Raw genomic sequence first — 12,218 nt, 5'->3', positions numbered from 1 at the left:
TATGAGTATAAAGGAGATCTGGAATTATTTATTAAACAAGAAGTGGGATTCTAATGAACTCTTGAGGCTAACACTATACGTGATAATAGCTAGTATACTTACTACACCTTTACTTGGCATACCTATTGGGGTCATTGCTTATTTGTACTTGAGCGATGACGAATTTGAATAATTTTTGAAAAAGAGTTATATAAAACTTCATAAACTATTGTGAATGCACGCCTTTATTGAAAGCTTATTAAATAGGGATAATCCGACTGTGATTACCCCCTTATCATAAAATACTATTTCAAAAATAAAATGAATATAATTCCCATTATTACACCTATTATAAACATAATCCATATTAAATGGGGATTAAATCTCCAATCATTTGAATATGTCTTAGTTATTTTCTTTGTGTACCAAATATCTAATGCTTTAATCAAAGCAAAAGTTAAACCAAATAATAAAGGATACATAACAAAACTCATTGAATCATACCTTTTTTCGATGTTTACCGGTTTTCTAGCGATTTTATCCATATTAATATCAATCATTTCTCAGCGCATATACTTTACTATTTGCTAATAGCATTACCAAATTTAATTAATAATGTGAGAAACATTAATTCACTTAGATTTGTCACTTTGCGACCGACATTGATATTGGTCGCAAAATTATTTATAGGAAATGATTAATTCCATTTACTGATATAAATAATAGAAAGATTTTTTCTATCTATATAATAACTTATTGTACTACTTAACTTACATAATAAACACAAAAAATATTGTTATAATGATAATATTAATTGGTAGTAGAGATACACAGAACTTTTTAGCTTTCTGTTGCAAGGTGTTTCTATTATTTAAAATTGTCTCCACTATGAATGTGCTAAACAAAACTTCTAAAAAGAGAATTAAGTAGAATAATAAATTAGTGGTAAAGATATCAGTCTTTGGAAAAGCGAATAGAATTAAAATGGTCGCAAATGTAATGGTAAAATAGTATTTATCTAATAGTTCTCTCATATTCATCACCTGCTTAATGCTAGAATATATAATGCAACGAAGATTTTAATAAAAAAATAGTGTATATATTTAATATAGCAAAATTCTCACAACTAATAAATAATTCGTAAAAAATCCAAGAAAGTGACATATATGAGGGTGGGCTTAACCATTTATTACTAGGAGGTAAATATGCGACTAACTAAAGAAAAACTAGAAGCTAAAGACTATCATAAAGTATTAGATATATGGGGAAGATCTGTGCTTGCAACGCATGATTTTTTAGTTGAAAAAGATAGAAAAGAATTAGAAACAGAAATTCCAACTTATTTGAAATATGTCAATGCGTATCTATGGTATAAAGAGAATGAATTAGTTGGTTTCTCAGGTATAAACGATGAAAACTTAGAAATGTTATTTCTCGATCCGCAGTATTTTAATAAAGGGTGTGGAACAGAAATACTACAGTATCTCGTAAATGAAGAAAACATTCGCTATGTTGACGTTAATAAAGATAATGTTCCAGCGATGCAGTTTTATCTAAAAAATGGCTTTGAAAAATATAGTGAATCTCCACAAGATGGTCAGGGCAGGGATTATCCTATTTGTCATCTTCAACTTAAGTAAATGATAAATTCGATGAACAGCTGTTAAAAATATTATATGTAAGACGTCGGGCAGACTTACCTTAGAAGCGGCTTATGAAAGAAAGAGGAGAAAACTTATGATATTTGTGATGGATGTGGATGGAACAATTTGTTTCAACGGTATGTATATAGAGGAACCCTTACGGAAAGAAATTAAAAATATAGCTATAAAACATCAAGTAATCTTTGCTTCTGTGAGACCTATTCGTGATTTACTTCCAGTTGTACAAGGTTTTGAAAATCATACATTAATTGGAGGAAATGGTTCGATTATTTCTCAAGATAATCAAATTTCAGTTGTGAAAAGTATTTCTGAGGACCCTTTTAACCATATTAAAGCACTGATCCATAAGTACAATTTACAATATATTGTTGATGATTCATTTGACTATGCGGCTAATGTTAGTCCTGACAACGCGATATTTAAACAACTCGATCCATCACATTTAGCCAATCGTCTTTCTATAGAAAATATTGAAAAGCCAATTAAAGTGATACTTATCGACCTCGACGAGCAGTTGTTTGAGTTAGTTCAACAAGAATTGAAAAAATTTGAGTCAACTCTCTCAATTCATTATCATCGTCGTGAGAATGATATCGATATCACAGCGCAAAATGTCAATAAATATACGACATTAAGAAAGGTAATTGGAGAAAAGCCATACGTAGCTTACGGAAACGATGCGAATGATTATGAGTTACTCACACACGCGGAGAAATCATACTTTGTTGGTGAAGGTAATGAGGAGATGCCATTGACTAATGCAGGATATTTAGAGAGTCATGCGCAAGCAGTAATGACGTCGTTAAAAAACTATTAGCTTAGCACAGCACTAGTTCGTTACACGTATCATTTAATAGTAATTATCGCGAAACACCTGCACATTGTTCGAAGCCTCAAATTGTGATTTAATAACTATGTTATCTCGAAGAAATATAGAAATAGGAGATCGGTTAAACATGTATAGAACAATGATGCATTCAAAGATTCATCGTGCACGTGTTACAGAGTCAGATTTGAATTATGTAGGTAGTATTACGATAGATTCTGATATTCTGGATGCAGTGGACATCTTACCCAATGAGAAAGTTGAGATTGTAAATAACAATAATGGCGAACGCTTTGCGACTTACGTCATTGCTGGTGAGCGAGGCAGTGGTAAAATTTGCTTAAACGGTGCAGCGGCACGTCTTGTTCAAGTAGGCGATGTTGTAATTATCATGACTTATGTGCAATTAGAAGAGTCAGAGCTTCAAGGTCACGCTCCTAAAGTAGCCGTGTTGAACGAAAATAACGAAATCGAAGAAATGATATTAGAAAAAGAAAATATGACCTTGAATTAAATGTAAGACTCCCATCTGTATAGGTGGGGGTTTTTTAGTTGTAAGATAAAACATTACTTTGCTTGAAGAAGTCGATAAAGTGGTATACACACAGTAGTAATGCAAAGTGAGGAATGTGTATGCAAATCTTTAGGATAAGTTCGGACCACCATCAAAGTGCGCAATTTCTTGATAATCGACGGTTATCGAAGCAGGTTCTCGAGCTTTATCAAATTATTAGAGTGTGTCTTGCTGAAATGAACATTATTGAGGGCAACACGCGATATTTGTCTCACCCGATTGTGAAGCATGTCTATCATGATGGTAAGCCATATCTACTAGATGCGTATGCATTGTTGCGAGCGATGGACGAGGAGCATCAACAACGTGGTGGGAAACGGTCATCAGATTTCCGAGAAGATTTAAATCATTTAGAACGCATCATAACGCAACATCAATCTCGATTTTCTGCCGAGTCTTTACCACCCATTTTCGTTTATGGTGATGAGAAAGACTATGGCGAAGCGGCTTACATACAGTATCAGAGATTATTGTATGAAAAGTGGTCGACAGATCGCATTCCTCCACGATGCAATGTTCATAAAACACAAATTTAAGTGTGCCCGACTACTAAAAAAGTAAGGAAGTGTAGAAATGAATATCATACGACGAATTGTAGAGCTATTTACTCCACTAGCAGGGGGTAGTTTAATCGGTAAGATGACTGCTAAAGAAGCGCCGAAAGACTTCAAGAAGTTTAAAAAACCACCATTTTCACCGCCCAAAAAAGCCTTTCCTATTGTTTGGCCGATTCTTTATTTAATGATGGGTGTAGCGTATGTGCTTGTGAAAGTGAGAAGAGGCAAACATATGGTGGAAACAATTGCTCATTACGTACAACTAGGACTCAATTTCGCATGGTCATTACTGTATTTCAAAGAGAAAGCGCGTCGACTTGCACTTGTTGATAGCTTTCTATTGCTAGGTGCAGTAATTGTGACGACGGTGATTTACCTGAAGAAACGTCCACTCGCTGGTTTCCTCATGCTACCGTATGTGATTTGGTCCGCGTATGCGAGCTATTTAACGACAGGAAATTACGTGTTAAATAAGGATAATCCAAATTATATGGATTAAATCTTTTTTTCTTGCTATTTTTTAAAATAACTCACCATTCCCTAGGCATTCATGCTTATCAAGAACATAATTCTATGCGTTAACGCAACAAATGTAACGCTGAAATGAATAAAATATGAGTTTAAATGTTTAATCCATCAACGGACGGATATAAATAAATTAAGAAGACGATGTGTCTTTTTAAAATAAGATGAACTGTGACACAATTCCATGAGCTAATTTAATTCGTGTCTCAGACAATACTCAAATGGAGGTATTTAACATGGCTGAAGGTAAATTTGATCAAGTTAAAGGCGACGTTAAGAAAAAAGCAGGAGAAGTAGCAGACGACCAAAACTTAAAAGACAAAGGTGACGCTGACAAAGGCGAAGGTAAAGCTAAAGAAACTGTAGAAAAAGCAAAAGATAAAGCTACAGATGCTATCGATAAAGTAAAAGACAAATTCAGTAAATAAGATATATTAAAAGGCTTGGGTCTCTCGACTCAAGCCTTTACTTATGCCTATAAGATCGCATCGTAGACCGACACCTAAGTTTCATTAGCGAATGCACTGAAATCCCGCAATTTTCCACATTTTAGCTACCGCTTTAACATCATTCTTTAATTTTACCACTTTGAGTGACAGGTGGTTCTCCATAACGATTGGCAGAAACATTGCCTCTCCGCAGACAAACAATCAACGAATAGATGAGCAATAAATAATAAATTGCAGTCAAAATATAAGCGAGAATATCTGTGTAATCAACAATCGGATCGTTGCGATAGAACAGATTATCGATAAAGTCATTGATATCTAAAAATAAGAAAAAGATAAATAGAATAAGTGGGAAAGCTAAACTCTTATCGACATCGTGATAGCGACGCGCCATCAGAGTGAGTTGAGGGATAAAGAGTATCCACTTAAACACGGACAGCACAATCACGCCAGTTCTAGACAAATCGCCTAGAAGCAGACTCAAGATTGCGGAAAGAAGTATGTATAGGGCAAAGTGTATCAAGGTCGGAACCCAGAAGTCTTGTCGACTTGCTCGCCCTTTATAATCAAACGCGTGACGCCAAAAACGGATATAACTTTGATGCATGAAATAGTCGTCCTTTCTCTAGTTGTTAGCGGATCTAGGTTATTCCTCTTACTTCGAATCTCTTTAAGCTTATACGAAACGCTACGGCATTTCAATCTTGTTTAGTGGACAATCTTGTCGTGAAATACTTAACGCATTTAGGTAAAATGACTCACTTTCTCTTCTTCGTATTTTTATAAAATGCTCATAGACCCCACTTCATCTGATTAATCTATGAAAAGCTACTCGAAAAACATGAAACGCTCACCGACTTTCATCCTCAAACACACAAAAAAACGCACCCCCAAGCCTGAGGGTGCGCCATTCATCAATCTATCCAATTAAATCTCGCGTGCGTTCTCGTGTTCATGCGTCTGCTTCGTTCTAATTAATAAAGTAAGGATAAAGCCAATCACAATTAGAATGGTTGTGAAAGCAAACGCCGCATCAACACCTACGATCGTCGCATGTTTCAATGTAGCAGCTTGAGATTCGCCATGCGCTCCGTGATAAGATGTACGCACAATCGCCATAATCGTAATCATAATCGCTGTACCCATCGCACCAGCGATAATACGTAAAGAGTTGATAATCGCTGTACCATGAGAGATATTTTTAGGCTCTAAAGCATTAATACCAATCGTATTGAGTGGCATGATGATGAGCGCTACCGCAAACATACGAACTGCGTAAATGATTACGACATACCAGTATGGTGTATCGGCAGTTAAGAAGCAGTGCAGTATCGTCATGATGATGAGTAAGATAAATCCTGGAATTGCCAATACTTTTAACCCATATTTGTCATAAATTTTACCTGTATAAACAGACATAATCGCGTTGACTACAGCCCCTGGTAAGATGACGAGACCTGAGAGTATCGCTGACAGACCCAATCCGGTTTGGATATACATCGGAATGAGCAATGCAGGGCCTACGATTCCGATGAAAAGTAACATAGAGCCAAATGCGGATAAGGCAAATGTGCGGTTAGCGAAGACACGCATGTTCAATAACGGCGTATCGAGTTTGATTTGACGTGTCACGAAGATCGCCACAATAATGATACCGATGATAAGAGAACCTATGACGATCGGTGAACCGAAGCCAAGGTTACCGGCACTACTGAAGCCGTAAAGCATCAAGCCGAAACCTAATGTAGAATAGACGACTGAAGTCTTATCGAGCTTGTTCGGTTTCGTCGCATTGTGACTATCGACAAAGATAATGCCGACGATAAAGGCGATAATCGCGATGATTGCCACTACGAGGAACGGCGCACGCCAGCCAAACGTATCAATCAAGAGTCCTGTGAGTGTAGGACCTATGGCTGGAGCTGCTTGAGCTACAATTCCTGTAAGCCCCATCGCAAAGCCACGTTTTTCTGATGGGAAGAGTGTGAATACAGTGAATTGCATGAGTGGCATAAGTATACCGGCACCAATCGCTTGAATCACGCGTGCAACCATCAGTATGGTGAACGACGGTGAAAGTGCTGCGATGATGGAACCAATTAAGAACGCACTCATCGAGAAGATGTATAAGGGTCGTGTGTGATAACGATCCATTAAGAATGCAGTGAGTGGAATCATAATCCCGTTGACGAGCATAAATCCGGTGATGAGCCACTGTGCAGTCGTTTCTGTTATTTCTAAACCTGTGATAATCGCAGGTAAGGCTGTGTTTAATAACGTTTGATTGAGTAACGCGACAAAGGCACTACTCAACATCACTATGATAATAGCATTTCTCTTTCTTAGTGATATATCCTTCATACGATTACCTCTCTTTTCTAACATCCCAATAACAAATTTTAGTGAGAGATAGTTAGCAAAGCAAATCATTCGGTTTATGATTTTAATTTTATAAAAGTGTTTATTATCCACTCATAAAGAATGGGTCAGAGAGCAAGGTTTGTCAGTCTATAATTGAAAATTTGTCTCCTGTCTACTCGCATCATTTGTGATAGAATAGACTGCATACATAAATAGAAAGAAATCGTAACGTTTATAGATTTAAACCTCTGAAATAGTAGAGAAGGGAGTGTTTGGAAAGATGCAAGAAGATTTGTATAGTCGTAAACTCACAGGGCGGTGGGGCATCCTCTTCGCCATCATCTTTGTGGCCTCAACATTACGGTCGCCGTTAACCTCTGTAGGACCGGTGATTGAACAGATTAAATCTGCTTTAACGCTCAATAACAGTTTAGCCGGCTCGTTAACGACGATTCCGCTATTAATCTTTGCGGTGGTTTCACCTTTCGTGTCGCGTATTGCGAAACGTCTCACAGTGCCACGTACGGTACTTTGGGCGATGATCTTACTCATTGTGGCACTCTTCATCCGCGTGCTAGGTGGGACGTCACTCTTCATTATAGGAACGATATTGATGGGGGTGGCGATCGCTTTCGGTAACGTGTTGATGCCGAGTTTCGTAAAATGGATGTTTCCGCTCCAAATCGGTTTAGTGACAGGTTTATATACAGCGACGATGAACCTTACAGCTGGCCTTGGCGCAGGGTTCAGTTATCCACTATCACAAATGACCCACTTCGGTTATCGCTTTGCGCTATTATTCTGGGTCATCTTTGCGATGATTGCTGTGATCTTATGGGTGACGAACATCAAACCGACGCGTCGTGAAACTCAAGCGGATGAAACGAGTACACAACAGGAACAAGCCACAGATCGTCCTGCACCTTCATTTAATATTATGAAATCGAAGTTAGCTTGGGCAGTGGCACTTCTGATGGGGCTCCAATCCATGATTTTCTATACGATTGTAACTTGGTTGCCAACGATTCTGATTGCGAGAGGTATTTCTCCGTCAACATCAGGTTACCTATTGATGCTCAATCAGTTCTGTCAGGTGCCGTTAACGCTCATCTTTCCTATATTAGCTGGAAAGATTAACAACCAACGTATCTTGATTTATGTGATTAGTTTATTCTATTTAGTTGGTTTCGTGTTGTTCTTCTCTCACGTCTATACATTACTGATTATCGGTATTATTCTCGTCGGAGCAGCTACCGGTGCATGCTTTAGCATGTGTATGGCGCTCTTCTCCTTCCGTGCGCGCACTCACGAAGGCAGTGTGACTTTATCGGGATTCGGTCAATCTGTCGGCTACATTATCGCTGCGGTTGGACCGTTCCTCATAGGTCTATTGCACGATGTGACGCATACTTGGCTAGCTGCCATCATTGCGTTCGTCTTGATGGCTATCGGGGTGTTGCTTGCCGGTATTAAAGCTGCGTCAAACGATGTTGTTGAAGATACTTAAGCATTGCGAGACATGTCGTTGTTTGTGACTTTTAGTAACAGAGGTCAGACTGCGGCATGTCTTTTTTTGGATAAAATGTGAGAAAAGGGTGAAATTATTTTACTTTACAATTATTATGTGTTAACACTATTACTAAGTTAATACAGGTAAGTTGTGATACAAATATTTGCTTGGTTAACTTAAATACCAGATAGTTTATATACTATCGAGGAGAGTGGCTATATGAAATTTAAAATGTCCGCACTACTACTGTCTTCAGCAGTATTATTAGGTGCATGCGGTGGTAACGGTTCAGCAGATAGCAGTGACGATAATAGTAAAAGTAACAATACAGATAACGCACACAAATCATCTATTGCATTAAAAGATGTCAGCACAGACCCTAAAGATGCGATTAAAAAAGCGCAAAACATCTATAAAGATGAAAAATTGAAGAAGATTTCATTTGAAAAAGAACACGGAGATTGGGCTTACAAAGTTGAACAACAAAATGCTCAAAAGCGTGAAGAATCTGAAGTCGTAATTAATGACAAAGATCAAAAAGTCGCTTCTAAAGAAAAAGAAACAGATGAGTCTAATAGCACGAAGAAAGAATTTGATTACAACGACATGAAGAGCTATAAAGATGCGATTAAAGCAGGTCAGAAGAAATTTGATGGCGAAATTGGCGAATGGTCACTTCATCGTTCTGACGATAAAGGTAAATTCGTGTACGATATGGACTTGAAAAAAGGTAAAGAGAAACACGAAATTACTGTAGATGCGAAGACAGGTAAAGTTCTTAGTGATGAAAGAGACGACTAAAGTTTAGAAAATAAGTATGCGCGCACACTTAAAAATCTAAAATAGTAATAAAGAGAGTGGACACTCAGTGAATGATCCGATGTGACAATATATCGGTGATGACCTGGGTGCCACTCTTTTTGAGTTGGAGCACTCGCAATATGTCTGAAATCCGTTACAATATGAAGAGAAATATAATTATTGGAGTGACCAAGATGATTAATGTGAAATCACCAAATCCTATATTTTTAGAGAACGAAGAAGCAACTTCTGCAGTATTACTCCTCCATTCGTTTACAGGAACGGTGAGAGATGTAAAGCTCTTAGCGAATAAATTACATAAAGCAGGTTATACGTGTCTTGTGCCACCTTACCGCGGACATGGTTTATTACTACCTGAGCTCATGTCATATGACACAGATGACTGGTGGGAAGACGTTCAAGCAGCCTATCAACAATTACGAGATAAAGGTTATCAACACATCCACGTGATGGGCGTCTCACTTGGTGGATTATACTCATTGAAACTTGCAGAACACTTTGATGTCACATCACTAGTAGTTATGTCTACGCCTCACAAGAAAGGAGATGCAGGTTTACAAGGTCGTTTGAAACATTACGGTCAACGTATGGGTGATTTAATTGGTTTAGATGAAGAAACAATTCAAGCGCACTTAGCTCAAATCGAAGACTACGATGAGAGTTTGGAACTTTTCCAAGTCATGGTGAATGATATTATGGCGCACTTAGATCGGATTCAAGCACCGATTGCGATTAAATATGGTGAGCAAGATGAAGCGGCTTACGAGCAGAGCGCGAATTATATTTATGAACACATCACGCATTCTCAGAAAGAAATACAAAGTTATAGCAACGCAGGTCACTTGATGACGCAAGGTAAAGACCATCAAGCGGTTGAGCAAGATATCATCGATTTCTTGTCGCGAATTGAAGCGGAATTTTAAAAAAGAAAGGCAAGCGAGCCTTTCTTTTTTTATTTGGCCAGCGAGTCTAGGATATAAATCGTAAAGGGCTATAGAAATAAATATAGTCATGACGATGTCCCGTGTATAAGGTGTTTTCAAGCTGATAAAGAGATTAACTATAGCTTCTTGCAGTAGCTGAATGACTACGAAATGCACCGTCTCCGTATTTCGAAATTTAGTCGGGGCTTACGAAATTAAGTAGATATCTGTCTCACTTCTATGAAAAATTACTTTATTGTGTTTATGCACTAAACATGTTATAGTAAATACTATAATAATTAAACGCTTTAACGCGTCAAAGCAATTAAGTAAAAATCACGAGGATGTTATATATGAAGAAACAATCACAATGGAAATCATCGACAGGCTTTATACTCGCAAGTGCAGGTTCCGCAATCGGCTTAGGTGCAATGTGGAAATTCCCATATATGGCAGGCATTTATGGAGGCGGAGCTTTCTTACTCATGTTCCTCTTATTTACGATTATCGTAGGATTACCGTTATTAATTATGGAATTTGCGGTCGGAAAGATGGGACAAACTTATACGACGAAGATTTATGAAAAGTTAACGCAGAAGAAATGGTTAAATATTATCGGTTGGAATGGTAACTTAGCTGTCTTCATTCTCTTTGGTTTCTACAGTGTCATCGGTGGATGGATTATCATTTACATTCTGAAAGTACTCGGCCAACTCATTGGTTTGAGTTCAGGCAATCTGAGCAGTATTCAATTTGAGTCCATCATTACGAATCCGTGGTTAACCATTATGGGACAAGGTATCTTTATTCTCATCACCATGTTGATTGTAATGATGGGTGTGGAGAAGGGCTTAGAGAAAGCTTCTAAGATCATGATGCCACTATTATTTATCTTTTTGATTGTTATTGTGGTAAGATCTTTATCTTTAGAAGGCGCGCAGTCTGGCCTCCGTTACATTTTACAACCACGTATAGAAGACTTATCTGTGAAAGGAACGTTGTTTGCGTTAGGTCAGTCATTCTTTACGTTGTCACTCGGTACGACAGGTATGATTACGTACGCGAGCTACGCCTCTAAAGAGATGACGATTAAGACGTCTACATTAAGTATCGTAATCATGAACATTGTGGTGTCTTTACTTGCTGGATTAGCAATCTTTCCAGCGACAGAAGCTTTCGGTTTCAAACCAGCAGATGGGCCAGGGTTGTTATTTAAAGTGTTGCCGCAAGTGTTTGATCAAATGGCTGCAGGAAGTTTATTCTACTTTATCTTCCTCATCCTATTCTTGTTTGCGGCGTTGACGTCTTCAATTTCACTATTGGAATTGAACGTTTCAAACTTTACGAAGAATAACAATGAGCATCGTGCTCGTGTTGCGTTCATCGCAAGTGTGCTCGTCTTCATCATTAGTGTGCCAGCGACTTTATCATTCGGTAGCTTAAACGATATTCGCATCTTCGGATTAACGATCTTTGATGCGATGGACTTCCTCGTGTCGAACATACTGATGCCATTAGGTGCACTAGGTACGACGCTTGTGGTAGGTCAGTTGTTGGATAAAAATGCTTTAAAAGAGAGTTTCGGGCGTGATCGTTTCAAACTCTTTAGCCCATGGTACTACCTTGTGAAGCTTGTGCTTCCACTTGTGATTATCTTGGTATTTATCATGCAGTTGATTTAGTGAAAGCAGAGCAGAATTTGAAATTCTGTTGATTCCCTCTTTAGAAAAATGATTATATGTTAATTTCTCAGACCCTTCCATAGAAGCCAGTATGGGAGGGTTTTTGTAGGTGCAAAATATGTGACTGGGAGTGGGTGATTACTGAATCTGAGGTATTAAAAGAAATGAATGTACGACGCAAAATGAGAATTATAGATTTAATTAATTGTGATTCAATTTTCAATGTGTACTCGAGACGTTTGAGGGATTACGGCCACAGTGAAAATCCATTAATGATAGCGTTGAGGTGTCATTAATTAGTTGAGCGTGGCCCCTAAGCAAACATATTAAGATAGGTAGTAAGGAA

At 37.9% G+C, this 12,218-nt stretch carries 13 protein-coding genes; 11 read left to right on the top strand and 2 right to left on the bottom strand.

The annotated features are described in order from the left end of the window. Position 1: 1 nt before the first annotated feature. The 7 genes from HMPREF2802_RS12030 (at position 2) to HMPREF2802_RS09380 (ending at position 4,553) form a co-directional block, all read left to right on the top strand. A complete protein-coding gene (locus HMPREF2802_RS12030) occupies positions 2 to 172 on the top strand; it encodes a VraH family peptide resistance protein (RefSeq protein ID WP_141746391.1) in 171 nt (56 codons plus the stop codon). A gap of 1,012 nt (positions 173 to 1,184) precedes the next feature. Next, positions 1,185 to 1,619 (top strand): GNAT family N-acetyltransferase, encoded by a 435-nt coding sequence (locus HMPREF2802_RS09405; RefSeq protein WP_070503974.1) that lies wholly within the window; start codon positions 1,185 to 1,187, stop codon positions 1,617 to 1,619. 97 nt (positions 1,620 to 1,716) lie between these two features. Beyond that, positions 1,717 to 2,460, top strand: coding sequence for an HAD-IIB family hydrolase (locus HMPREF2802_RS09400; RefSeq protein WP_070503971.1), 744 nt, complete (start codon positions 1,717 to 1,719; stop codon positions 2,458 to 2,460). A gap of 139 nt (positions 2,461 to 2,599) precedes the next feature. Further along, a complete protein-coding gene (panD, locus tag HMPREF2802_RS09395; protein WP_002472341.1) occupies positions 2,600 to 2,983 on the top strand; it encodes an aspartate 1-decarboxylase in 384 nt (127 codons plus the stop codon). Between the two features lie 119 nt (positions 2,984 to 3,102). Continuing rightward, positions 3,103 to 3,579, top strand: coding sequence for a pyrimidine dimer DNA glycosylase/endonuclease V (locus tag HMPREF2802_RS09390; RefSeq protein ID WP_070503968.1), 477 nt, complete (start codon positions 3,103 to 3,105; stop codon positions 3,577 to 3,579). A gap of 37 nt (positions 3,580 to 3,616) precedes the next feature. Next, on the top strand, positions 3,617 to 4,099 hold the full coding sequence (locus HMPREF2802_RS09385) for a TspO/MBR family protein (RefSeq protein ID WP_002472359.1): 483 nt from the start codon (positions 3,617 to 3,619) through the stop codon (positions 4,097 to 4,099). Between the two features lie 262 nt (positions 4,100 to 4,361). Continuing rightward, complete coding sequence (locus HMPREF2802_RS09380) at positions 4,362 to 4,553, top strand: CsbD family protein (RefSeq protein WP_002472386.1); 192 nt, start codon at positions 4,362 to 4,364, stop codon at positions 4,551 to 4,553. A gap of 139 nt (positions 4,554 to 4,692) precedes the next feature. Here HMPREF2802_RS09380 and HMPREF2802_RS09375 read toward each other — a convergent pair whose 3' ends face one another. Both HMPREF2802_RS09375 and HMPREF2802_RS09370 read right to left on the bottom strand, forming a co-directional pair. Continuing rightward, the gene (locus HMPREF2802_RS09375; protein ID WP_070503966.1) at positions 4,693 to 5,181 is read right to left on the bottom strand and encodes a DUF805 domain-containing protein; all 489 of its coding nucleotides are present in this window, start codon (positions 5,179 to 5,181) and stop codon (positions 4,693 to 4,695) included. A gap of 320 nt (positions 5,182 to 5,501) precedes the next feature. Then, positions 5,502 to 6,935: an MDR family MFS transporter gene (locus tag HMPREF2802_RS09370; RefSeq protein ID WP_070503963.1), complete on the bottom strand. Its 1,434-nt coding sequence runs from the start codon at positions 6,933 to 6,935 to the stop codon at positions 5,502 to 5,504. 280 nt (positions 6,936 to 7,215) lie between these two features. Between HMPREF2802_RS09370 and HMPREF2802_RS09365 the strand changes: the two genes are divergently transcribed. The 4 genes from HMPREF2802_RS09365 (at position 7,216) to HMPREF2802_RS09350 (ending at position 11,872) form a co-directional block, all read left to right on the top strand. Next, on the top strand, positions 7,216 to 8,442 hold the full coding sequence (locus HMPREF2802_RS09365; RefSeq protein WP_070503960.1) for a CynX/NimT family MFS transporter: 1,227 nt from the start codon (positions 7,216 to 7,218) through the stop codon (positions 8,440 to 8,442). A 222-nt stretch (positions 8,443 to 8,664) separates the two neighbouring features. After that, complete coding sequence (locus HMPREF2802_RS09360; RefSeq protein WP_002472340.1) at positions 8,665 to 9,246, top strand: PepSY domain-containing protein; 582 nt, start codon at positions 8,665 to 8,667, stop codon at positions 9,244 to 9,246. 197 nt (positions 9,247 to 9,443) lie between these two features. Further along, a complete protein-coding gene (locus tag HMPREF2802_RS09355) occupies positions 9,444 to 10,190 on the top strand; it encodes an alpha/beta hydrolase (RefSeq protein WP_176744799.1) in 747 nt (248 codons plus the stop codon). A 353-nt stretch (positions 10,191 to 10,543) separates the two neighbouring features. Next, entirely contained in the window at positions 10,544 to 11,872 is a 1,329-nt protein-coding gene (locus tag HMPREF2802_RS09350) for a sodium-dependent transporter (RefSeq protein WP_070503955.1), read from the top strand. Positions 11,873 to 12,218 lie beyond the last annotated feature (346 nt).

The organism is Staphylococcus sp. HMSC071G07 (genome assembly GCF_001811435.1).
Classification (GTDB): domain Bacteria; phylum Bacillota; class Bacilli; order Staphylococcales; family Staphylococcaceae; genus Staphylococcus; species Staphylococcus pettenkoferi.
Note: the sequence above shows the minus strand (reverse complement) of the source record. Positions and strands in the feature narration are given on the sequence as shown.

Coding starts and splice junctions, on each gene's coding strand:
- HMPREF2802_RS12030 (WP_141746391.1), top strand. CDS start 2: ATGAGTATAAAGGAGATCTGGAATTATTTATTAAACAAGAAGTGGGAT.
- HMPREF2802_RS09405 (WP_070503974.1), top strand. CDS start 1,185: ATGCGACTAACTAAAGAAAAACTAGAAGCTAAAGACTATCATAAAGTA.
- HMPREF2802_RS09400 (WP_070503971.1), top strand. CDS start 1,717: ATGATATTTGTGATGGATGTGGATGGAACAATTTGTTTCAACGGTATG.
- panD (WP_002472341.1), top strand. CDS start 2,600: ATGTATAGAACAATGATGCATTCAAAGATTCATCGTGCACGTGTTACA.
- HMPREF2802_RS09390 (WP_070503968.1), top strand. CDS start 3,103: ATGCAAATCTTTAGGATAAGTTCGGACCACCATCAAAGTGCGCAATTT.
- HMPREF2802_RS09385 (WP_002472359.1), top strand. CDS start 3,617: ATGAATATCATACGACGAATTGTAGAGCTATTTACTCCACTAGCAGGG.
- HMPREF2802_RS09380 (WP_002472386.1), top strand. CDS start 4,362: ATGGCTGAAGGTAAATTTGATCAAGTTAAAGGCGACGTTAAGAAAAAA.
- HMPREF2802_RS09375 (WP_070503966.1), bottom strand. CDS start 5,181: ATGCATCAAAGTTATATCCGTTTTTGGCGTCACGCGTTTGATTATAAA.
- HMPREF2802_RS09370 (WP_070503963.1), bottom strand. CDS start 6,935: ATGAAGGATATATCACTAAGAAAGAGAAATGCTATTATCATAGTGATG.
- HMPREF2802_RS09365 (WP_070503960.1), top strand. CDS start 7,216: ATGCAAGAAGATTTGTATAGTCGTAAACTCACAGGGCGGTGGGGCATC.
- HMPREF2802_RS09360 (WP_002472340.1), top strand. CDS start 8,665: ATGAAATTTAAAATGTCCGCACTACTACTGTCTTCAGCAGTATTATTA.
- HMPREF2802_RS09350 (WP_070503955.1), top strand. CDS start 10,544: ATGAAGAAACAATCACAATGGAAATCATCGACAGGCTTTATACTCGCA.